The organism is Terriglobales bacterium (genome assembly GCA_035937135.1).
GTDB lineage: Bacteria > Acidobacteriota > Terriglobia > Terriglobales > Acidobacteriaceae > DASYVL01.
In genome coordinates this window covers 1-21,933 of record DASYVL010000047.1, presented here as the reverse complement: position 1 = coordinate 21,933, position 21,933 = coordinate 1, and the positions used below count along the sequence as shown (strand labels likewise).

21 protein-coding genes are annotated in these 21,933 nt (G+C 64.6%); 3 read left to right on the top strand and 18 right to left on the bottom strand.

The genetic code is table 11. The features are described from left to right. Positions 1-22: 22 nt before the first annotated feature. From VGQ94_02830 to fabZ, 5 genes are all read right to left on the bottom strand, one after another. Complete coding sequence (locus VGQ94_02830) at positions 23-1,057, bottom strand: Gfo/Idh/MocA family oxidoreductase (GenBank protein HEV2021440.1); 1,035 nt, start codon at positions 1,055-1,057, stop codon at positions 23-25. Continuing rightward, positions 1,054-1,521 (bottom strand): DinB family protein, encoded by a 468-nt coding sequence (locus VGQ94_02825; protein HEV2021439.1) that lies wholly within the window; start codon positions 1,519-1,521, stop codon positions 1,054-1,056. Before VGQ94_02825 ends, VGQ94_02830 begins: the two co-directional genes overlap by 4 nt. Further along, positions 1,518-2,378, bottom strand: a complete 861-nt coding sequence (lpxI, locus tag VGQ94_02820; protein HEV2021438.1) for a UDP-2,3-diacylglucosamine diphosphatase LpxI — start codon at positions 2,376-2,378, stop codon at positions 1,518-1,520. Before lpxI ends, VGQ94_02825 begins: the two co-directional genes overlap by 4 nt. 83 nt (positions 2,379-2,461) lie before the next feature. Then, entirely contained in the window at positions 2,462-3,238 is a 777-nt protein-coding gene (lpxA, locus tag VGQ94_02815) for an acyl-ACP--UDP-N-acetylglucosamine O-acyltransferase (protein ID HEV2021437.1), read from the bottom strand. A 7-nt stretch (positions 3,239-3,245) separates the two neighbouring features. Further along, entirely contained in the window at positions 3,246-3,767 is a 522-nt protein-coding gene (fabZ, locus tag VGQ94_02810; GenBank protein ID HEV2021436.1) for a 3-hydroxyacyl-ACP dehydratase FabZ, read from the bottom strand. Positions 3,768-3,841: 74 nt separating this feature from the next. On the opposite strand from fabZ, the gene VGQ94_02805 reads away from it, so the two are divergent. Both VGQ94_02805 and tatA read left to right on the top strand, forming a co-directional pair. After that, positions 3,842-5,038 (top strand): M20 family metallopeptidase, encoded by a 1,197-nt coding sequence (locus VGQ94_02805; GenBank protein ID HEV2021435.1) that lies wholly within the window; start codon positions 3,842-3,844, stop codon positions 5,036-5,038. Positions 5,039-5,123: 85 nt separating this feature from the next. Beyond that, positions 5,124-5,270: a twin-arginine translocase TatA/TatE family subunit gene (tatA, locus tag VGQ94_02800; GenBank protein HEV2021434.1), complete on the top strand. Its 147-nt coding sequence runs from the start codon at positions 5,124-5,126 to the stop codon at positions 5,268-5,270. A gap of 56 nt (positions 5,271-5,326) precedes the next feature. Here the strand turns inward: tatA and VGQ94_02795 are convergent, their stop codons facing one another. Then, the gene (locus tag VGQ94_02795; protein HEV2021433.1) at positions 5,327-5,908 is read right to left on the bottom strand and encodes a Maf family protein; all 582 of its coding nucleotides are present in this window, start codon (positions 5,906-5,908) and stop codon (positions 5,327-5,329) included. An 8-nt stretch (positions 5,909-5,916) separates the two neighbouring features. Then, positions 5,917-7,341 (bottom strand): amidohydrolase family protein, encoded by a 1,425-nt coding sequence (locus VGQ94_02790; GenBank protein ID HEV2021432.1) that lies wholly within the window; start codon positions 7,339-7,341, stop codon positions 5,917-5,919. Between the two features lie 100 nt (positions 7,342-7,441). Here VGQ94_02790 and lepA point away from each other — a divergent pair, with 100 nt between their 5' ends. Continuing rightward, positions 7,442-9,247, top strand: coding sequence for a translation elongation factor 4 (lepA, locus tag VGQ94_02785; GenBank protein ID HEV2021431.1), 1,806 nt, complete (start codon positions 7,442-7,444; stop codon positions 9,245-9,247). Between the two features lie 232 nt (positions 9,248-9,479). Here the strand turns inward: lepA and VGQ94_02780 are convergent, their stop codons facing one another. The 11 genes from VGQ94_02780 to VGQ94_02730 all read right to left on the bottom strand — a co-directional run. Then, entirely contained in the window at positions 9,480-9,941 is a 462-nt protein-coding gene (locus tag VGQ94_02780; protein ID HEV2021430.1) for an energy transducer TonB, read from the bottom strand. A 389-nt stretch (positions 9,942-10,330) separates the two neighbouring features. Continuing rightward, the gene (locus tag VGQ94_02775) at positions 10,331-10,984 is read right to left on the bottom strand and encodes an OmpH family outer membrane protein (protein HEV2021429.1); all 654 of its coding nucleotides are present in this window, start codon (positions 10,982-10,984) and stop codon (positions 10,331-10,333) included. 143 nt (positions 10,985-11,127) lie between these two features. Continuing rightward, entirely contained in the window at positions 11,128-13,881 is a 2,754-nt protein-coding gene (gene bamA / locus VGQ94_02770; GenBank protein HEV2021428.1) for an outer membrane protein assembly factor BamA, read from the bottom strand. Between the two features lie 200 nt (positions 13,882-14,081). Beyond that, a complete protein-coding gene (locus VGQ94_02765; protein ID HEV2021427.1) occupies positions 14,082-16,193 on the bottom strand; it encodes a molybdopterin-dependent oxidoreductase in 2,112 nt (703 codons plus the stop codon). 65 nt (positions 16,194-16,258) lie between these two features. Further along, the gene (frr, locus tag VGQ94_02760) at positions 16,259-16,831 is read right to left on the bottom strand and encodes a ribosome recycling factor (GenBank protein HEV2021426.1); all 573 of its coding nucleotides are present in this window, start codon (positions 16,829-16,831) and stop codon (positions 16,259-16,261) included. A 358-nt stretch (positions 16,832-17,189) separates the two neighbouring features. Further along, the gene (gene pyrH / locus VGQ94_02755) at positions 17,190-17,897 is read right to left on the bottom strand and encodes a UMP kinase (protein HEV2021425.1); all 708 of its coding nucleotides are present in this window, start codon (positions 17,895-17,897) and stop codon (positions 17,190-17,192) included. A gap of 68 nt (positions 17,898-17,965) precedes the next feature. Next, positions 17,966-18,625: a translation elongation factor Ts gene (tsf, locus tag VGQ94_02750; GenBank protein HEV2021424.1), complete on the bottom strand. Its 660-nt coding sequence runs from the start codon at positions 18,623-18,625 to the stop codon at positions 17,966-17,968. Positions 18,626-18,746: 121 nt separating this feature from the next. After that, on the bottom strand, positions 18,747-19,640 hold the full coding sequence (rpsB, locus tag VGQ94_02745) for a 30S ribosomal protein S2 (protein ID HEV2021423.1): 894 nt from the start codon (positions 19,638-19,640) through the stop codon (positions 18,747-18,749). Positions 19,641-19,717: 77 nt separating this feature from the next. Continuing rightward, complete coding sequence (gene rpsI / locus VGQ94_02740; GenBank protein ID HEV2021422.1) at positions 19,718-20,113, bottom strand: 30S ribosomal protein S9; 396 nt, start codon at positions 20,111-20,113, stop codon at positions 19,718-19,720. Positions 20,114-20,171: 58 nt separating this feature from the next. Beyond that, a complete protein-coding gene (rplM, locus tag VGQ94_02735; GenBank protein ID HEV2021421.1) occupies positions 20,172-20,615 on the bottom strand; it encodes a 50S ribosomal protein L13 in 444 nt (147 codons plus the stop codon). Positions 20,616-20,768: 153 nt separating this feature from the next. After that, positions 20,769-21,933 (bottom strand): ABC transporter permease (locus tag VGQ94_02730; protein ID HEV2021420.1); only part of this gene is annotated, 1,165 nt, incomplete at its 5' end.

Sequence of the window (21,933 nt, the reverse complement as noted above, 5' to 3'; positions counted from 1 at the left end):
GCCACCGGCGGCTCCCTAGTAACTATTGTCGCACTATTCCTTCGAGATTAATACGGCGGCCGTGCTCGCGGATCTGGGTCAGGATGTCGAGAGCGACGGCCAGGGCGCGGCGGCCGTCCTCGAGCGGGACGACGGGCTTGGAACGCCGGCGGACGGCGTCGAGGAAGGACCGCAGCTCGGCATGCAGCGGCTCTTCCGCCGTTACTGCCGGCCGGGTCACGCCGATGTTGGGGCTGGAGGGATGCGCGGGCGGCTCCGCGGCCTTCGCGTCCTGAGCGGCGCCGGGGTCGCCCGCGACGCTGAAGACCAGCACGTCCTGCCGGCTATAGTCCACGGAGACGTACTGGTGGGGCTGGAAGAAGCGCAGTTTGCGCACCTTTTCAGTCGAGACGCGGCTGGCGGTGAAGTTGGCTACGCAGCCGGAGTCGAACTCCATGCGCACGTTGGCGATGTCCACTTTGCCGGAGAGGATGGGCAGGCCGACGGCGCGGATTTCTTTCACCGGCGATTTCACGAAGCTGAGCACGATGTCGAGGTCGTGGATCATGAGGTCGAGGACCACGTCCACGTCCAGCGCGCGGGGCGTGAAGACGCTGAGGCGGTGAACCTCGAAGAAGAGCGGCTGCGTCACCAGCGGCAGCGTGGCGCGCACCGCGGGATTGAAGCGCTCCAGATGTCCCACCTGGGCGACGCGCCCGGTGCGCTGCGCGATGCGGATGAGCTCATCGGCTTCGGCCAGCGAGGAGGCGAGCGGCTTTTCGACGAGCACGTCCACGCCGGCTTCCATCAGCTCGCGCGCGACCTTCAGGTGCTCGACGGTGGGAACGGCGATGCTCGCCGCCTGGACGCCGGACTGCACCAGTTCCTTCAGCGAGGCGAAGGCGGCTGTGCCGTATTCAGTGGCTGCCGCGGCGGCGCGAGCCGGGTGGCTGTCCACGAGGCCGGCCAGCTCGACATTGCCGTCCTGCTGGGCCAGTTCGCGGTACACCCGCGCGTGGTTGCACCCAAAGGCGCCCACCCCGACGACCGCCGCGCGGATTGGCTTGTCTGACGTCAACGCTTCGTCCTCGGCTTCTTCAGCAGGGCGATCTGGCCGGCGTGGTAGAGGTCGTGCTGCACCAGGCCGTGGAGCAGGAAGTAGACCGTGTGCTTGCGGCCAGGGACGATGCGCTTCAGCCGCGATTCCGGCAGCCGGGCAACGGTCCTCTCAAGTTCGCGATGCGCCCGCTCCAGCGCGTTGAGGGCCTTCCGCCAGGCGGCGGCGCTGGCTTTGCCAACGGGCGGCCAGTCCTCGCGCTGAGAAAGCTCGATGGCTTTTCCCATCACACGCTGGCGTACCGCCTTCTTCCAGGCGGTGATGTGCAGGACGAGTTCCCAGATGCTGTGGGTGCCGGCGAGTGGCCGCGCCGCAGCTTGCCTTGCGGTGACGCCGACCAGCAGCTCGCACAACGCTGGGCCGTGCCAGGCGCCGCCGTGGTAGGCGCGGTGGAGCTGGTCGGCGATGCGTTCGGTCTCACTCATGACGACGCCTCGACCGAAGTGGCGGCGATGCTGATGCCAGCGGCGTCAGCAGCCGCGACAATCTTATCGCCGTCGAGCAGCAGGCACCTGCCGGCATCAATCGCCAGGCAGGTGGCGCCGGCGCGCTGCATGGTCTCGATGGTCGAGAGGCCGATGACGGGGACGTCGAAGCGCATGTCCTGGTTGGGCTTTGCGACCTTGACCACGGTGAGCGCGCGACTCAGGGTCGAGGCCGTGCCTTCCAGTCCGCGCATGATCTCGCCGGCGCGCTGGATGGTCGCGTCTGTGCCCTCCATGGCTTCGACGGCGACGCAGGCGGATTCGGCGATGACTACCGTCTGGCCGATGTCGTACTGCGCCAGGTGGCGGGCGACCGCGCGCCCGTAGGCGATGTTCTTCCGTTCTTCCTCGCTGGGAGCGCGTTTGGTCAGCACGCCGGCACGGGCCAGCAGCGGCTCGAGGAACGAAGTCGAGTCCAGCAGGGTGATGCCTTCGTCGGCCAGGACTTTGGCCACGGCGCCGATCAGGGAATCGGTACTGCGCGTGGTGAGCGACACTATCAGTTTGGCCAGGCGCCAGTCCGGCTTGATGCTGGAGAAAATCTGCTTGTGCTTCACCTGCCCGGCCATGATGGCTCGGGTGACGCCTTCGCGCTTGAAGGTGTCGATGAGCTTGGAAAGGTCGCCCAGGGACATCCAGTAAACGGCTGCGGCGCCGTGCGACTCGATCTCCGGGGAGGTCTCCTCCTGGATGGCTGCTACGACCACGTCGAGGCCGCGGGCGCGGGCGGCGTCCAGCACCAGCAGCGGGAAGCGCCCGTTGCCGGCGATGAGGCCGAGTTTTTCCTGGTTCGCCACGGATTACACGGATGAACACGGATTTTACAGGTATCGGTGCCAATCCGCGCGAATCGGTAGCGAGAACCTTGCCGCCAGCGCGGTCACTTGATGACGCCGCGTTCGCTGGTCTCGATGAAGCGCAGGAGTTGAGCCACGTCCTCGCCCAGGTCACCCTCCGCCTTGAGTCGCTCCAGGGCCTGCGAGGTATTGAGCTTCGAAGCCATCAGGACCTTGAAGGCGTGACGGAGCTGGCGGATGCGCTCCGGGGTGAAGCCGCGGCGCTCCAGGCCGGTGGAGTTCACGCCGTAGGCGCGGGCCTCGCGGGCGGCGCTGGTCTTGGAGAAGGGCAGCACATCCCGGGTGATGATGGTTCCGCCGCCGATATAGGCGTGGGCTCCGACGCGCCCGTACTGGTGCACCGCGGAGAACGCCCCGACCACCGCCCACTCTTCGACGGTCACGTGGCCGGCCAGGGTAGCCGCGTTGGCGAGGATGCAGTGGTCGCCGACGATGCAGTCGTGGGCGACGTGGGCGTAGGCCATGATGAGCGTGTGGCTGCCGATGCGGGTGACGCCGCCGCCGCCGGGCGTGCCGCGATGCAGGGTGACGAATTCGCGGATGATGTTGTGGTCGCCGATCTCCAGGCGCGTCTTCTCGCCCTGGAACTTCAGGTCCTGGGGCTCCTGGCCCACGGAGGCGAAGGGGAAGATGCGGTTGTGGCTCCCCAAGCGCGTGGGGCCGTCGAGGGTGACATGGGAGACGAGTTCGCAGTCCTCGCCCATCTCCACCCCGGCTCCGACCACGCAGTAGGGGCCGATGCTGCAGGACGAGGGAATGTGCGCGCCGGGATCGACAATCGCAGTCGGATGAATGGGCATGCGGGAGCTACGGCGAGGGAGCCCCGGCATTGGGGGAAGCTGGTCGGTCCACGAGTGCGCAGCTGACCACGGCTTCGCAGGCCAGCTTGTCGCCCACATAGGCCGTGCCCCGCATGCGCACGGCGGTTTTGCGCCAGGCCAGGACCTCCACCTCGATGCGTAGCTGGTCGCCGGGGACCACGGGCTTGCGGAAGCGGGCGCGCTCGATGCTGGTGAAGACCACGAGCTTGTCTTCGCGGTCCGGGATCTCGCTGAGCACCAGCGTGCCGCCCGCCTGGGCGATGGCCTCGATAATCAGCACCCCGGGCATGATGGGGTAGCCCGGGAAGTGTCCGGCGAAGTGGGGTTCGTTGGCGGAAACGTTCTTCAGGGCGACGAGGCGCTTCCTGGGCGTGAGGCTGATGACCCGGTCGATCAGCAGGAAGGGATAGCGGTGCGGCAGGATGCGCTGGATCTGGGTGACATCCAGCACGGTCGAGTCGGCCGGGCCTTCGGAGAGTTCCACCGGGAGATTTGCGGCTTCCGTCATGGTGAAATGCTATGTTTACAGGCGGTTGATTATAGTGGATTCCGCGCGCAGGTAAAGCGGGAGCGCGAGCGCCGATGAAAAAGTCCATTCCGAACCGTAAGGCCGTGATGCCGGAGGATGAGCCGGGCGGCGTGGGCGAGCTGCTCCGGTTTCTGGAGCGGCAGCGGGAGGTAATGCTCCAAACGCTGCGGGAGTTGGTGGAGATGGAGTCGCCCAGCCACGACAAGGCGGCGGTGGACCGGCTGGGAGAGTTCGTTGCCGCAGAATTCAAGCGGGTGGGCGGCCAAATCATCGTCCACCCGGACTCGCGCGCCGGCGACAACCTGCAGGTGGAGTTTCCGGCGAAGGCCGGTGGCGGCCCGCCCATCCTGCTGCTGGGGCATCTGGACACGGTTTGGGAGATTGGCACGCTGGACGCCATGCCCTTCGCGGTGCGTGACGGGCGCGCATGGGGGCCGGGCGTCTTCGACATGAAGTCCGGTATCGCCCAGATGATCTTCGCCCTGACGGCGCTGCGCGAGGTGCGCGGCGGCCTGCAGCGCCGGGTCACCGTGCTGCTGAACTCCGACGAAGAGGTGAGCAGCGAGTCCTCGCGCGCGCTCATCGAAGGCCTGGCCCGAAGGTCGGCGGCGGTGCTGGTGTGCGAACCGGCGCATGGCCTGGAGGGAGCGGTCAAGACCTCGCGCAAGGGAGTGGGCGAGTACATCGTGCGGGTGACCGGGAAGGCGGCGCACGCCGGCCTGGACTATGAGAAGGGCGCGAGCGCCATCGCGGAGCTGGCGCGGCAGATCGCGCGCCTGGAAGAGTTCACCGACCTGAAGCGTGGAGTCACGGTGAGCGTGGGCGTGATCCGCGGCGGGACGCGGACCAACGTGATCGCCGGCGAGGCGGTGGCGGAGGTGGACGTCCGCATCCAGCGGCCGAGCGACGCGCGAACTCTGGAGCGGAAGTTCCGCTCCCTGAAGCCCTTCGACGGGCGCTGCCGGCTGGAGGTAAGCGGCGGGATCGAGCGTCCGCCTATGCCGCGGAGCCCGGCGGTGGCGCGGCTCTACGGCCTGGCGAAGGGCGTGGCCAAGTCGTTGGGCATGGATTTGCGGGAGGCAGCGGTCGGGGGAGGCTCGGACGGCAACTTCACGGCCGCCCTCGGCATCCCAACCCTCGATGGTCTGGGAGGAGTGGGCGAGGGTGCGCACGCCAAGCACGAATCGGTGCTGGTCGCGGAGCTGCCGCGGCGGGCGGCGCTGCTGGCAGGACTCATTGAAGCTATCTGACCCCAGCCGGATGCCTTTGACTCCTCAGTAAACAGGGCCTAGAATCGGAGCCAGTGGAGGCACCATGTTCGGTGGTAAGTTGGGTTTGCCCGAGATTCTCATACTCCTGGCCATTGTCCTGCTCATCTGGGGTCCGGGCCGTCTGGCGAATCTGGGCAAGAGCATGGGCGAGGGCATCCGCAACTTCAAGTCCTCGGTCAAAGACGGCGAAAAAGAGCCGGAGAAGAAGTAGCGCGGCTCCGCCGAGTCTTTCCTGCCCGATTCCAGCTTTTCTTCCTTTAGCCAGACTTAGAGGCAGTCGTGCGCCTGGAGCATGCGGTAGACCAGGGGCACGGGCAGGCCCACCACGTTGAAGTAGCATCCCTCGATGCGTGAGATCCAGCGCGAGGCGATTCCCTGAATGGCATAGGCGCCGGCTTTGTCCCTAGGCTCGCGGCTCGAGACGTAGTCGCGGATCTCCTTCTGGCTCAGCTTGCGCATGGTCACCCGCGTGGTCTCCGAGCGGAGGTCTTCGAAGCTCGGGCCGGCGAGGCAGACGGCTGTCGTGACCTGGTGAGAGCGCCCGGATAGCAGGCGCAGCATGCGCCTGGCGTCGCTGTGGTCGCGAGGCTTGCCCAGGACTTTGCCGCGAACGACCACGATGGTGTCGGCGCCGAGGACAAGACTGCGCGGGCGCTGCGCGAGGATGGCGTGCGCCTTCTCCCGCGCCAGGCGCTCGGCGAATTTCCTGGGTGATTCCCCTTGCCGCCGGCGCTCGGGAATCCTGGTGGCCTGCGCCGTGAAAGCGATTCCGGCGTTACGCAGCAATTCGGCGCGGCGGGGCGAAGCCGAGGCCAGGATCAGTTTCGGGTTTCGAGTTCCAAGTCTCAAGCGGAGTTTCAGCGGATTCCCACCAGCCCGCGCACCGACTGGATGAGCTTTTCCGAGTCGTAGCCGACGCCGTCCTTGAAGACGATCTCCACGTTCTCGATGTCGGCGATGTTCTTGCCCGGGTCGCCCTTCACCACGATGAGGTCGGCGGCCTTGCCGGGAGCGATCGAGCCCACCCGGTCGGCGACGCCGAGGAATTGCGAGCCATTCCAGGTACAGATCTTGATGGCCTCGAGCGGGGTGAAGCCGGCCTCGACCAGCAGCTCGACCTGGCGCTGATCACCGAAGCCGGGCAGCGCGCCGCCGTTGCCGGTGGGATCGACCCCCGCGATGAGCAGCCCGCCGGCTTTGGCGAAGGCGTACTCGAACTCCATTTCCATGCGGAAGGCCTTGGTCCACGGGGAGTCCGGCCGGCCATAGCGCTGCTGGTTGCGGGCGGCGTCGTCCAGGCGGGCGCGCGAGGTGAGGAAGCTGACGCGGGCATTCTCGCTCATAGCGTCGAGCACGCGCTGCGGCGTCGCCGCGCGGCCGGGGACGAACATCTCGAAGACCGGCAGGGTGGAGGTGACTGCCACCTTTTTTTCGACCAGCGTGCGGATGGTTTGCTGGATCTCCGGCCCGGCGACTTCCATGCTGGTCAAATGGACGACCGCTTTGGTCGGATTGGGGCACTGGTCGGGCTTCTTCTCGGGAAAGAACTCGGTGTCCACCACCAAGCCGTGTTCCAGGTCGTCGATGCCCAGCTCGGCGGCTTCGCGGAAGCCGATGGAGCAGAGATGTCCGGTGACCTTGAAGCCGCGAGCGTGGGCGGCGTCAATGGCCGCCTTCAACTCGTCGCGCGTGATGAAGTTGTAGGCCTTGAACGAGGTGGCGCCCTGGTCGGCCCAGAAGTTCACCGTGCGGCGCGCGTCGTCAGGGTCAGGAATGGCGTGCATCTGCGGCGTGAACGAGCCCTTGCCTTCGAGGTAGGGCCCGGTGACGTGCATCTTGGGGCCGGGCGTTTGGCCCGCGTCGATGAGCTTCTTGATCTCGAGGTCGGTGTAAGGCTCGATGCTGCCGCCGGTGCGGATGGTGGTGACGCCGGCGGCCAGGTAGAGCCGCGGGAAGCTGTACGCCATCTCGTGGAAGACGGCGCCGCCCGCGGGATAGAACAGGTGCTCGTGCACCATCACCATGCCGGGCAGAACGGTGCGGCCGGCGAGGTCGAGGACCTTGGCGTCGGCCGGGACGGGGCCGCCGACAGATTGGATCCATCCGCTGGCGAGGACCACGGTCTGGTCTTCTTTCGCAGGTGCGCCGGTGCCGTCAATGACGCGGACGTGGGTGAGAGCGACGACCGGCGAGTCAATCTTCACGTACTCGCGGACCGCGGGCGAGAGCGTCTGGGCGGCGGCCATGGCCGAGAGGAGGCAGAACAGCAGCAGCTTCTTCATGGGGTGGAATTGTAAAGCAGAGGGCTTCCTCGCTGCGCTCGGAATGCAAATCAAAAGCGGATGTTAGAATCGAAGACTACCCGCGCAGTTCCTGCCGCCTATGGACCGCAAGTTCATCCGCAATTTCGCCATCATCGCGCATATCGACCACGGGAAGTCCACGCTGGCCGACCGCCTGCTGGAGCTGACCGGATCGCTCACGGCGCGCGAGATGCAGGCCCAGGTGCTGGACAACATGGATCTGGAGCGCGAGCGCGGCATCACCATCAAGGCGCACGCGGTGCGCATGAACTACACCGCGCGCGACGGCGACCTCTACCAGCTCAATCTCATCGATACCCCGGGGCACGTGGATTTTTCCTACGAAGTCTCGCGCGCGCTGGCTTCCTGCGAGGGAGCGCTGCTGGTGGTGGACGCCTCGCAGGGCGTGGAGGCGCAGACGCTGGCCAACGCGCACATCGCCATTAACAACGGCCTGGACATTATCCCCGTCATCAACAAGATCGACCTGCCCAGCGCGGAGGTGGAGCGGGTGAGGGAGATGATCGAGCACTCGCTGGCCCTCGACGCCAAGGACGCGCTGCTGGTGAGCGCCAAGACTGGCGTGGGCGTGCCCGAGGTGCTGGAAGCGGTGGTGCACAGGGTCCGGCCGCCCAAGGGGTCGCCCGATGCTCCCCTGCAGGCGCTGGTCTTCGATTCCTGGTTCGACCCCTATCGCGGCGTGATCGTGCTGGCGCGCGTGATGCAAGGCACGCTGAGCCGCGGACAGCGCATCCGGCTGTGGTGGAACGGGGCTGTGTTCCAAGTGGAGACTCTGGGGGTGCTTACGCCCAAGCCGGTGGAGCTGGAGACGCTCTACGCCGGCGAAGTCGGCTTCCTGATGGCCAACATCAAGAACGTGGCCGACACCAAGATCGGGGACACCATCACCGACGATGCGCATCCCGCGATCGAAGCACTGGCTGGGTTTGAGGAGATCAAGCCCATGGTCTTCGCCGGCTTGTACACGGTGGACGCCCACGAGCACACCCAGCTGCGCGAGGCGCTGGAGAAGCTGCGGCTGAACGACGCATCGTTCTTCTTCGAGCCGGAGAGCTCGGTGGCGCTGGGCTTTGGCTTCCGCTGCGGCTTCCTGGGACTGCTGCACATGGAGATCATCCAGCAGCGGCTGGAGCGCGAGTTCAACCTGGAGCTGATCACCACCGCGCCCAGCGTGCGCTACCACATCACCAAGAGCACCGGAGAGGTGCTGGACGTAGACAACCCGTCGAAGTGGCCGCCGGCGGGCGAGATCGCCAAGGTGGAGGAACCGATCATCACCGCCATGATTCTGACCAATGAGACGTATGTGGGCGGGATTCTGAAACTGGTGGAAGATAAACGGGGGCGGCAGAAGGCGTTTGAATACGTCAGCGCCAGCCGGGTGATGCTGACCTACGAGCTGCCGCTGAACGAGATCGTGATGGATTTTTACGACCGGCTGAAATCGGTGTCGCGCGGCTACGCCTCGCTCGACTATCACCTCTCGGGGCGCTGGGAGTCGCCCATGGTGAAGCTGGACATCCTGGTGGCGGGCGAGCCGGTGGATGCGCTGTCGCTGATCATGCATCGCGACTTTGCTTACGACCGCGGCCGGGCCCTGGTGGCGAAGATGAGGGAGCTGATTCCGCGGCAGATGTTCGAGGTGGCCATTCAGGCGGCCATCGGCAGCAAGATCATCGCGCGCGAGACCGTGGCTGCCATCCGCAAGAACGTGCTGGCCAAGTGCTACGGCGGCGACATCACCCGCAAGCGCAAGCTGCTGGAGAAGCAGAAGGAAGGCAAGAAGCGCATGAAGCGCATCGGACGCGTGGACATCCCGCAGGAGGCCTTCTTGGCCGTGCTCAAGGTCAGCGAGAACGAGTAGCGGAGCGGCCGCCCTGGTCGCCAACGTGCTGCGTTAACTGTGCAAAAACTCCGTAGGTCTCCCGGTGGCTCGAAACCCCGGCAGCGCACGGTTATATATCAGCTAAGTAGTTTATCTACAATGAGTTATCGCACAGTTTGCGGTTTACGGTGCGGTTCGGGTCAGGTGGGCGGCAATCCAGAGAATTCCACAGATTTTCCACAGCCCGAGGAAAGCAAATTGCCGGGCGGGTTTAGTGAGACATGATGAAGTTCACCGTAATCTGGGCCTCGACCTCAACCGGAACGCCGTTCAGCAGATAGGGGCGGAAGCGCCACTGCGCGACGGCCGCGAGCGCTGCGTCGTTGAGCGTGGGATGCGCGCTGCTGACGACGCGAAGGTTCTGGACCGCTCCATCGGCTCCGATCACGGCGTGCAAGACCACCGGCCCCTGGGCTCCGATCTGCTTTGCAATCGGCGGATACACCGGCAGGACCCTGTAGATCACGTTGCCTTCGGTCACGATGGAGGGGTGGCGCGGCGGCGGAGGCGCCGCCGGGCGGGGCGTAACCGCAGGCGCATCGAGCAGCGGACCGGTGGAGTGCTCCACGCCGTTCGGCAGACCCTGTGGCAAGTCCGGGCCGGTCCCGCCGGTGTTCGGGCCCTGCGCGTCGGGAGTCCGGTCGGTGCTTGTCGGGATGGTTCTCGGCGGCATCAAGACCAGGTTGACGGCGTGGGGAGGCCTGCGACCTGCAGCATTGTGTCCGGGATTCGGCACGCCGCGAGGTGGCGGAGGAACCGATGTGGCGACGGTGGAGGTCCATAACGCGCGCGGAAGGCCCTGGTTCTGGAGCAGTGGGATCAAGACCAGAAGACTGATGAACGCGCCTGCAGGGCAAGTGAGAAAAGCACGGTCCAACGCTGGTTGGTTCTCACACCGCCAGCAGACTCAAGCAGGCTCTCCGCAAACATGGCGCGCCTCCGGTGATGTTGACTTAGACACCGCGGCGGTTGTGGGCGGCGCCCGGGCGGGCGGAGGGAAGACCTCCCAAGAACGAATCGGGCCGCTCGAAGGCGGCCCGGAGAATTCGCTATTACTGGAATCTAGTTGGGTTTGGTGGAAGGAGGAGTGGTGGTCGGCCGGCGAGCGGCCCCTGAGGCTCCAGCGGCCGGGGCAGGTGGCGGCGGCACGCCCGACTGGGCGTTGTAGGCGTCCACGATGTCCTTGGTCACGTCCGTCGAAGCTCCGGCCCACAGCACTCCGCTCTGAGGGTTGGAGACGTCCAGGATGACGGCGAAGCTACGGTCCTTGGCGTACTTATCCAGGACCCCCAGCATCTTGCGCCCGATCTGGTTGGCCAGTTCCTTCTGCTGGTTCTGGAAGTCGGTCTGGGCGTCCTCGAGCGAACGCTGAAGATTCTTCTGCTTCAGCTCGATGCTCTTCACTAGGCCGGCGCGAGCGTCGTCGTTCAGCTTGTCCCCCTGGGTATTGAGCTGTTTCTTGAGGTCGTCCACTTCCTTGCCCAGGGCTTGAAGCTCGTTCTGCTTGGGCTCGAAGCGCTTCTGCAGGGCGGCGAAGTCGCGCTGACCCTCGTTGCTGCCGACGATGGCCAGCTCGATGTTAATGATACCCAGCTTGGTGGGCGGCGGTCCGGCAGGAGCCGGGGGAGGGGCAGCCGGCCTGGCGGTCTGAGCCAGCGCGGTGAAGGAAATCGCCACAAACAGCGCCAGCATGTACGGTGCGAACTTGTGTTTCATGAGATTGGGTGTACTCCTTAAGGGAATCCTGTCCGGGCTGCCGAAAGCCGGCGCCAGAAGACCGGCGGAAAGCGCTCCTGACCAGCGGACTAACAAGGATTATAGTGGCCTTCTTGCCAGAGCGTCAAACCACGCGGGGGAGGCTAGAAGGTGGTGCTGACGGTGAAGCGGAAGGTGGTGCGCGGGTCCCGGAGGCGGTAGATGGGGCCGAAGGCTTGCAGCGCCTGCTGATAGCTGAAGTCGCCGGCGCCGCCCACCGGGAACATGTCGCGGGTGAACTGCACGGGAGCGGGGGTCGAGGTGTTCATGCGGAACGGATTGTAGGCGTAGTAGATGCGGAAGGGGGCGTTGACCACCGGCATCAGGATCTGCAATTCGAGGCCACTAGACATGCGTGGAACAAAGTTGGTGTTCGAAACCACCTTGAGATTGGGCTCGAAATTGAGGGAAACGTTGCCGACGCAGTTGAAAGAGCCGTCCAAGACCGGGCAGCCAAAGGGGATGGTGTTGAGACTGGCGAGTTGAGTGGCGTTCACCCGCAATTGTGAGGGCCGGGCGATGAAGTTCATGCCGAAATCAGTGAAAACCGCCAGGGTCACTGGGCCGACGATGGGAATGCGGTACTCGATGTTGGAAATGAGCGAAGTATCTCCACCGGGGAAGACGAGGTGGTTCACGGGAATGGGAACGGTCCAGACCCCGCGGCGCAGGTTGGTGGGATCCTTGGGCACGCTGGTGCCGTCCGGATTCAGCAGCGGGAAGTCGATTTTATCCACCAAGAAGGCGACAGGCGACACGGCGCGGACGTCGAAGCCGCGCAGGTCGGTGTCGCCACCGATGTAGAAGCGCTGAAATGGCGGGGCCACGCGTCCGGCGTATCCGGTCATGAATGAGCCCTGGAAACGGACGCCGAGAGTGTTGCGGTCCTTGTTCATGGGGCGGAAATACTTGAACTCGACGATGGGGCGGATGTAGCGGACGTTGCCACCCAGGCCCGCAATCTCGCCTCCGACGAACAAGCTGCGTCCGCGATGTGCGCGCTGCGGGTTGTCAATGGTGCTGACGGAGTAGGTGGGAACGAGCTTGCTGGTGATGACGCCGTTGAGCGCAGCCGGTCCGGCGATGCCGCGAAAGGCAAGCTGCTCGAACAGACTGCGCGAAGCGTCGCTGAACACGGTGACCGAGGTGCTGTCCAAGGAATAGGTCAGGCCCAGGCGCTTGAGCGAGCGCTTCAGGGGGTAGCTGAGGGAAGTGGTGACTCCCTTGCTGGAGGTGTTGTAGTTCTGCAATTGGTCGAGGATGGACGAGGGGAGGTTGAGGGGAAGGCCCTGGGCAATGGCTGTCTGACGCGCCTGATTGTAGTTGAACTTGCGAGCATACACCGTGAAGCCGAACTGCAGCGGCCGGTCGAACATGTAGGGCTCGGTGAACCCGAACAGGACGTTGCGCTCAAGGTCTCCGACGTTGGCCTCGATGCGCAGGGTCTCGCCCAATCCCAGGAAGTTGTTGGTCTCGTAGTTCAAGCCGATGAAGGAGCCGGAGAGGCCGCTCACGCCGCCGGTGAGGCCGACACTGTTCTTCCCTTTCTCCTTCACCTTCAGGGTCAGGTCGACGGTCCCTTCCTTTTCGTTGAGCCTGCGTTCGGAGTCCTCTTCCGGCTTGAGCTGCTCGAAGTAGCCGAGCTGGTTCAGGCGCAGAATGCTGAACTCCCAGGCGCGGCCGTTGAAGATGCCGCCCTCCTCCACCGCCAGCTCGCGCCGGATGACCTTGTCCCGCGTGGTCTGGTTGCCCACGAACTCGATGCGGCGGATGTAGAAAGGCTTGCCCTCGTCCAGGTCGATCTCCAGGCGGATGAGCTTTTTGTCATCGTCGATCTGGGTATCCGGAACGGAGGTGAAGTTGATGTAGCCCAGTTCGCCGTAGCCCTTGCGCAGATTCTCCAGGCCCTTGCGGATGTTGTCGGTGTTGAAGATGTCCCCGTCCTTCATGGGGAAGAGCGAACGCAGGAGCGCGGCATCCTTGATCGCCTTGTTGCCCTTGAAGGTGATGCCGCCCAGGCGGTAGCGCTCGCCCTCCTCGATGGGGATGGTGATGTCGACCGCCTTGCCACCGCCCTTGAGGATGAGGGGGATGTGAAGCCCCCCGGTGTCCTTTACCTTGGTCTTGGGTTCCTCGACCAGGGCCTTGAAGTAACCCCTCATCTGGTAGGCGTTGCGCACCCGCTCCGCGTCCTCGTTCAGCTTGGTGGCGTCGTAGGTTTTGTGGATGATGCCTTCCAGGAAGATGGAGTGGGGAACGCCGATGGGCTTCAGGTTCTTCATCGCCCGGCGCAACTCTTTGCTCCCGATGTGCTTGTTGCCCTCGAACCTGATGTTGCCCACCTTCACCTTGGGGCCTTCTTTGATGATGAAGGTCAAACCCACGGAGGCCGGCGGGATGGGCCGGACCTCGGAACGGATGGTGGCGAACTGGTGCCCGTGCTCGGAGAGTAGTTCCTTGAGCACCACCTCGGCTTTCTTGATCTTGGTGGGGTCGTACTGGTTCTCGACCGTGAGGCCGACCTTGCGCTCTTTGTAGCGGTTGAGGACGTCGCTCACCGAGACCGAGCTCAGCCCCTTGTAGTCGATGGCGCGGATGGTGGGTTTTTCCTTGATGTAGATGTGGACGCGCCAGCCCTTGGGAGCTTCCTCGCGCTCGAAGCGGACGTCCTCGAAGAAGTTGGTGTTCCACAGGGAGTTGAAGTCGCGCTGCAGGGCGGCTTCGTCATAGACGTCGCCGGCGCGGCTGAAGATGCGGGCGCGGATGGTCTCCGCCGGGATGCGGCGGTTGCCGTGGATTTGGATCTCCTGGATCAACTCCTGCGCCGCCGCCAGTCCCGGCAGGAAAAAGAGGGCCAATGCCAGCAGGAAAAGACCCCGCAGAGGAGGGAACGAACCGCGCCCGCGTTGGGTCACGGGCTTTTCCTGATGAGAGCCAGAAATAAGACGACCTCGACCGGAGAGTTAGAGGAAACGGGCATTATACGGTAGGCCCCGCTCCCGCGCAAAAACTATGACAACAAAGATGCTTATGGATGCCGGGGGGTTGCAACGCCGGCTCAGGCAGAAGCACGCTCCACTTCCGCCAGCACGGAATAGAAAGTGGCGGCGGCGCCAATGTCGGTGAGCCGCTCGGAGGTGAGCACGTTGATGTTGCGTCCGCCTGGGGTCAGCTTGGCCCAGTTGAGGCGCGCGGCCACCACGCCCCGGGGAACCGTGCCGTTGACGCGCGCGGTGAGCACGATCTCGCCGCGCTCGTTGAACACCCGGACACGGTCGCCGTCGCGGATGGAGCGCGCCGCCGCGTCTTCAGCATGGATCTCGAGGAGTTCCGGCTGCTCCAGCGGTTGCAGCGACTCCAGATTGCAGAAGCTGGAATTCAGGAAGTTGTCCGACTTGCGTGCCAGCAGCTCCAGCGGGAACTTACGGGCCAGCTCGGTATGGCGAGACTCGCGCGGGGGGACGAAGCAAGCCACCGGATCCAGCCCTTGGGCCGCCAGGACGTCGCTGGAAAGCTCTGCCTTGCCGCTGGGGGTGGGGAACCTGCCCTCGGCGAAGGGCAGGAAGGGCGCGGAGCGGTCGTGAGCCTGGCCGTTCGAGAAATTTAAGCGCACGTGGCCTTCCGCTTCCAGCCGCTGGCGGTTGATGCCGGCGAACCGGGAGTGGCCGCTGGCCAGGGCCAGGTCCATCATCTCGTCCTCGGACTGTTGGAAGCACTCCTCCTCAAAGCCCATGCGCTGGGCCAGGCCGCGGAACAGCTCGACGTTGGAGCGGCACTCGCCCAGGGGTGCGATGGCCTGTTCGGACATCTGCAGGTAATAGTGGCCGTAGGAGGCCTGCAAATCCTTGTGCTCGAAAAATGTGGTCGCGGGCAGCAGGACGTCGGCGTAATCGGTAGTGTCGGTGAAGAACTGCTCGTGCACCACGGTGAAGAGGTCGTCGCGTCGCAGGCCACGGACGACATCGTTGTGGTTGGGAGCGATGGCCGCCGGGTTGGAGTTGTAAACGAAAAGCGCCTGGACGGGCGAAAAGCCCGGCGAGGTGAGCACCTTGCCCAGCTCCGTCATGTTGACCAGGCGCGCCGGACGGCCGAGGGGGCCGGACTTCATCAGGTCGGGGCGCTCGAGCGCAGCCTTGTCCAGCGGGAATCCGCCGCTGGTGGAAAGTTGCAGGCCGCCGCCCACCTCCTTCCAAGAGCCCGTGATGCAGGGCAGCATGGCGATGGAGCGCATGGCCATGCCGCCATTCTCCGAGCGCTGCACGCCGTAGTTCACGCGGATGGCGGCGGGACGGCAGGTGGCGTACTCGCGCGCCAGCCGGACGATGTCCGCGGCGGCGATGCCGGTCCAGGCGGCGACGCGCAGCGGCGGGTACTCCTGCACCCGGTTGCGCAGTTCGTCGAAACCCAGAGTGTGGCGGGCGACGAAGTCGGCGTCATAGAGATTCTCGCCGATGATGACGTGCATCATGCCCAGCGCCAGGGCCACGTCGGTTCCCGGATGGATGGGCAGATACCAGTCGGCGCAGGCGGCGGTGCGCGTGCGGTAGGGATCGATGACCACCAGCTTGCCGCCGGCGCGCCGCGCCTCCTCGATGAACGGCCACAGGTGGACGTTGGCGCCGTGGATGTTCGCGCCCCAGGCCAGGATGTAGCGCGAATGGCGAAACTGCTCGGGCTCGGTGCCTTCCTTCACGCCAATCACCGAGATGAGCGCATCGCCTCCGGCGGTGGCGCAGATGGTGCGGTTGAGCTGCGAGGCGCCCAGGCGGTGGAAGAAGCGCCGGTCCATGGAGGCGCCGTTCAAAGCGCCCAGCGTCCCGCCGTAAGAGTAGGGAAGGATGGCTTCGGGGCCGAACTCCTTCGAGATACCGCGGAAGCGCTCACAGATCGTGTCTAGCGCCGCGTCCCACGAGATTCGTTCGAAGTCTCCCGGGCCCTTCTGTCCTTCGCCCTTGGGCGCGTTCTTCCTGCGCCGCATGGGATAGAGGACGCGGTCGGGCGAATAGACGCGGTCCAGATACTTGGCGACCTTGGCGCAGAGGAATCCGCGCGTTACCGGATGTTTGGGATCGCCCTGGATCCTGGTAGCGCGCCCGTCCTCGACGGTGATGAGCACACCACAGGCGTCGGGACAATCGTGCGGGCAGGCGGCGTGGACCACGCGCTTCATCCAGGGATGATTATAAGGGTGAAGGCGACGGCCGAGGACGGCCGTGCCACGCACCCACGCGGGAGCTAGACCGACATGACTTCCTTTTCCTTGGCGGCGCTCATCTCTTCTATCTTCTTAATCTCGGTGTCGGTGAGCTTCTGGATCTCGTCGTGGGAGCGGCGCTCCTCGTCCTCGCTGATCTTCTTTTCCCGGAGCGCTTTCTTGATGAGCTCGTTGCCGTCGCGGCGAATGTTGCGCACCGCGGTGCGGTGGTCTTCGAGGACCTTGTGCACGTGCCTGACCATTTCCTTGCGGCGCTCCTCGGTGAGTGGCGGCACCGGGATGCGGATGAGCTTGCCGTCGTTCATGGGATTCAGGCCAAGATCGGCGGAGCGGATGGCCTTCTCGATTGTGGCCAACGACGTGGGGTCGAAGGGCTGCACGGTGAGCAGTTGAGGCTCCGGGGCGTGCACCTGCGCGATCTGGTTCAGCGGCATCTGTGAGCCGTAGTATTCCAGGCGGATGGAGTCGAGCATGTGCACCGAGGCGCGGCCAGTGCGCACGCCGGTGAGTTCCTGGCGGAAGTCTTCGACCGCCTTGTCCATGCGGGCCTTGAGTTGCAGGTAGGATTCTTTGAGAGCGGGAACGCTTGCCATCGTGAGCTGGGTCATGGTCCGGTCGCCTGGCGAAGGATTTCGAAGCGCACATTATAAACACAAGAGACGAGCGATGGACTCCGGAAACGAAAAGGCGCGATTGACGGCGCGCGCGCTGGAGCAAATCGCAGAGAGCGCGGGCGTGACTCAAAAACAGGCCGAGGAAGCACTAGCGAGCCTGGCGGAGATCGGGGGGTGGTAGAGAGACCCGTGTAGCTCTCAGGCCGAGATCCATCGACTCACTACGCACGGCTGGAGAGGGTTAGAGGTCCTTCGACTCGCCCGTCCCCTTCGGCCGGCTCAGGGTCCGGCCTCGCTCAGGATGACAAACGATACCCAGGATGACGGACGAAAACAGCTAAGCACTGACCAGGGAGCCGATCTTCTCGCCGGTGACCACGCGGCGGATGTTGCCGCGCGTGTTGAGGTTGAAGACCACGATGGGCAGGTTGTTGTCCTTGCAGAGGCTGATGGCGGTGGAGTCCATCACCTTCAGGCCTTTTTTCAGGACGTCCATGTAGCTGATGCGGTCGAACATGTGCGCGTCCTTCACCTGGACCGGGTCGGCGTCGTAGATGCCGTCCACCTTGGTGGCCTTGAGGATGGCGTCGGCCTTGATCTCCATGGCGCGGAGGGAGGCGGCGGTGTCGGTGGAGAAGTAAGGATTGCCGGTGCCGGCGGCGAAGACGATGATGCGGCCTTTCTCCAGGTGGCGGATGGCGCGGCGGCGAATGAAGGGTTCGGCCACCTCGTGCATCTCGATGGCGGACATGACGCGGGTGTAGATGCCGAGCTTCTCCAGGGCGTCCTGCAGGGCCAGGGCGTTGATGACCGTGGCCAGCATGCCCATGTGGTCGGCGGCCACGCGGTCCATCTCGCTTTGCTCGGTGCCGCGGAAGAAGTTGCCGCCGCCCACTACGATGGCGATCTGGATGCCGAGGGAGTGGACGTCCTGCAGCTCGGAGGCGATCTCCTCCACGCGCTTGGTGTCCACGCCGAAGCCCTGGCCTGCGGCCAGCGCCTCGCCGGAAAGCTTGAGCAGGATGCGTTTGAAGACCAGCGGCATAGGTAAGCAAGTATACAGGCGCGGCAAGAAAGAAGAGGCGGCAGCCCGCCGTCCGGGGAACAAGTACGCTACTCGGCTTTGGGCTCCTGGGGCGGCTTGCCGATGGCGACGGTCTCGCCGACGTCTCCGACCTTGAAGCGGGCGAAGCGGCGGACGGAGAGGTTCTCGCCCAGCTTGCCGACCTTGCTGGCGATGAGTTGGGAGATAGTGATGGTCTGTTCTTTGATGAAGGGCTGGTCGTAGAGGCAGACCTCCTCGTAGAACCTGCCCATCTTGCCCTCGACGATCTTCTCGACGACGTTCTCAGGCTTGCCGGTGGCCTTGGCCTGCCCGCGGTAGATCTCCTTCTCGCGCTCGTAGGCCTCGGGGGTGACGTCCTCGCGGCGGATGAACTTGGGATCGCTGGCGGCGATGTGCATGGCGATGTCGTGCACCAGGTCCTTGAAGTCGTCGGTGCGGGCGACGAAGTCGGACTCGCAGTTGACCTCGACCAGCACGCCGATCTTTCCGCCGGCGTGGATGTAGCTGGCCACTGCGCCTTCGCTGGTGACGCGCACGGCCTTTTTGGCGGCGGTGGCAACACCCTTCTTGCGCAGCAGGACGATGGCCTGTTCCATGTCGCCCTTGGCGCCTTCGAGCGCCTGCTTGCAGTCCATCATGGGGGCGCCAGTCTTCTGGCGGAGTTCTTTGACTTGTGAGGCTGAGATGGTCACGGTGGCTGTACCCATTTTCTCTTAGAAGTGCCTTCCGAAGATGCCCGGTTTGCCGGGGCTATACAGGACTTGACCCGCGCCGTCTTGAGCACGCGGGCCACGCACAGGCGAGGACGCCTGTGCCACACAGTCCATGCTAGTACGTCTTGGACTCGACCGGATCGGCCTCGGCCTTGGCGGCGGGACTCTTGCGCGTGCCCTGGCCCAGGACGTCTTCCATGCTGACGTCTTCGGCTTCCGCGGCGGTTGCCTCGGCCGGGACCTCGGGCGCATCGGCCGCGGGGGCTTCGCCTTCGACGGGGGCAGCTTCGGCCATGGCGGAGATCTCCGCGCCTTGCTGGTCCGAAAGCGACTGGGCGCCTTCGGCGACCGAGTCGGCGACCTTGGAGGCAAAGAGGCGGATGGCGCGCAGGGCGTCGTCGTTGCCGGGGATGACGTAATCCACTTCGCTGGGGTCGCAGTTGGTGTCCACCACCGCGACCACGGGGATGCCGAGCTTGCGGGCTTCGCGAACGGCGATCTGTTCCTTGTTGGAGTCGATGACGAAGAGGGCATCGGGCAGGCGGGTCATGCTCTTGATGCCGGCCAAGTTCGTCTGCAGGTGCTTGCGCTCGCGCTCCAGCTTGATGACTTCCTTCTTGGGCAGCAGGTCGTAGCGGCCGTCGGTGGCCATCTCGTCGAGCTCCTTGAGGCGCTTGACCGACTTCTGCACGGTGATCCAGTTGGTGAGCAGCCCGCCCAGCCAGCGCTGGTTCACGTAGAACATGCCGCAGCGCTGGGCTTCCTCGGAGATGGCGTCCTGCGCCTGGCGCTTAGTGCCGACGAAGAGGAGGGTCTTGCCCGCGGCGGCCTGATCCTGCACGAACTTGGAGGCGTCCTTGAACATCTTGAGGGTCTTCTGCAGGTCGATGATGTAAATGCCATTGCGCTCGCCGAAGATGAATTCCTTCATCTTGGGATTCCAGCGCTTGGTCTGGTGCCCGAAGTGGACGCCCGCTTCGAGCAGCTCCTTCATGGTGATATTCGCCAAACTACCTCCTTGTTGAATTGCATCCTTCGCGGCTTGCAGCCCGCTCGGGATTGATTCCCCCCGCCGGGGGAGATTTCTTACCGCTTCGAATACTGGAAGCGCTTACGAGCGCCCTTCTGGCCGTACTTCTTGCGCTCCTTGGAGCGCGAATCGCGAGTGAGCATGCCTGCGGCCTTGAGCTTGGGACGCAGTTCGATGTTGAATCCGAGCAGGGCGCGAGCAATCCCCAGCTTGACGGCGCCGGCCTGTCCATCGACGCCGCCGCCGCAGACGGTGGCGCTGACGTTGAAGGTGGCCGCGGTCTCGGTGAGCATCAGCGGCTGGCGGGCCTTGTTGCGCTGCGACTCGGTCACGAAATAGCTCTCAAAAGGGCGACCGTTGATCTGGAAGGTGCCGCTGCCGGGGCGCAGATATACCCGGGCGATGCTGGTCTTGCGGCGTCCGGTGCCGTAGTAATGAACCTGTTCTGCCATGCTGTTCGGTCAAAACCTTTCTTCAAAAAATAGCAGCCGCGAAGCGGCTGCGGAAACCCTATGCCCCTCTGCGGGCCAGCAACAGCGCCTGCGGTTTCTGGGCCTGGTGCAGGTGCTTGTCGTCGCGATAGACCTTGAGTTTCTTGGCCATGGCGCGGCCCAGCTTGGTCTTGGGCAGCATGCCCACGATGGCGTCCTCCACGATGGCCTCGGGCTTGCGCTCAAAGCGCTTGCGGAAGCTCTCGGTCCTGAGTCCGCCCGGGAAGCCGGTGTAGCGGTGGTAAAGCTTCTGGTCGGCGCGCAGGCCGGTGACGTGGATCTGGGCGGCGTTAATGACGATGACGTGGTCGCCGGTATCGAGGAAGGTCGTGAAACGGGGGTTTTCCTTGCCGCTCAAGATGCGGGCCACACGCGTAGCGAGGCGGCCGAGGGTCTGCCCCGCCGCGTCCACGACGTACCACTTGCGCTCGATTTCCCCGGCGCCGGGGAAATAGGTAGACATTCCAAAAATCTCCAGAGATAGAAAGAAAACCGCTCAAGTCAACCCTATCGGAACACTTAAGATAGGAACCTCAGGCGGGCAACTGCAAGACAACTGAAGCTTCAAAGATAGCGGAAGGGCGCGCGGATTGTCAACGCGGGCGCGGGCACCGGCCTACTCGTAGGCCAAGGCGTCCACGGGGTCTTTCTGCGCGGCTTTGAAGGCGGGATAGATGGCGCCGAGGATGGCGCCGGCAAAGGCGATGGCCGTAGCGCGGAGGATCCAGCCGCTCGTGATGAGCACACGCAGGGTGGGGAACTCGTGGCGGATGCCCTCGGCGGTGGTCAAGCTGAGCAGGATGCCGAGCACGACGCCTGCCAGCGCCATGAGCAAGGTCTCGCGCAGGATGATCTGCACGATGTAGCCCTTGGAGGCTCCCAGAGATTTCAGGATGCCAATCTCGCGGGTGCGCTCCATGACCGCGGTGTACATGGCCTGGAAGATGACGATGAAGCCGATGCACACCGCCACCCCGATGACCACGTCGATAAAGGTAGAGAGGCCGGGGAGATTACTTGCAGTCATGAGCGAGAGCCACTGCCGCATGGACTGGACGCCGTATTTTTCCATTCCGGGGATGAGCTTGATCTGGGCGGCGACGGCGTCGGCGTTGGCCGGGTCGTCGAGCTTCAGGTAGAAGATGGAGGCCTTGCCCTGGGCGCCGACCATGTCCTGCACAGTCGCAATCGGCATGAACTTGCGCGCGCCCTTGCCGTGCTCCACGATGCCGGCGACGCGGAAGTTGTGATTCAGAACCTCCATGGTGGAGCCGACCTTCACGTTCTTCGAGTCGGCGAAGAAGTCGTCCACGATGATGTCGTCGGGTCCCTGGAAGGGTCCCCCCTTGAGGTAGTGGAAGGGGCCGCCCATGGACTCGAAGCTGGCGAGGTCGATGCCATAGAGCACCTCGACCGTGCCTCCGCTGGTGGAGATCTGAGTCACCACGGGCGCGACGGCGACCACGTGCGGAGCTTTGCGGAGCACGTCCGCGACCTTGATGGAGACCGGGGAGCCGGTGACACCCATGATGAAGGAGGAGCCGGGCGGACGCACCATGACGTCGGCGCCGATGCCCTCTTGGCGCTGCTTGGAGTCGTTGAGGATGCCGTTGGCGAGACCGACAATCACCAGAATCAGAGTCACCTCGACGGCGATGGCGACGGCGCTGATGGCCGAGCGCAGCGGCCGGTGCACCACGTTGGCGACGATCATCTTGTTCATCATGGGAGATTCCCTGCGCCGTCCCTCGACGCACAAGGAATCCTGCATTGTACCGTGC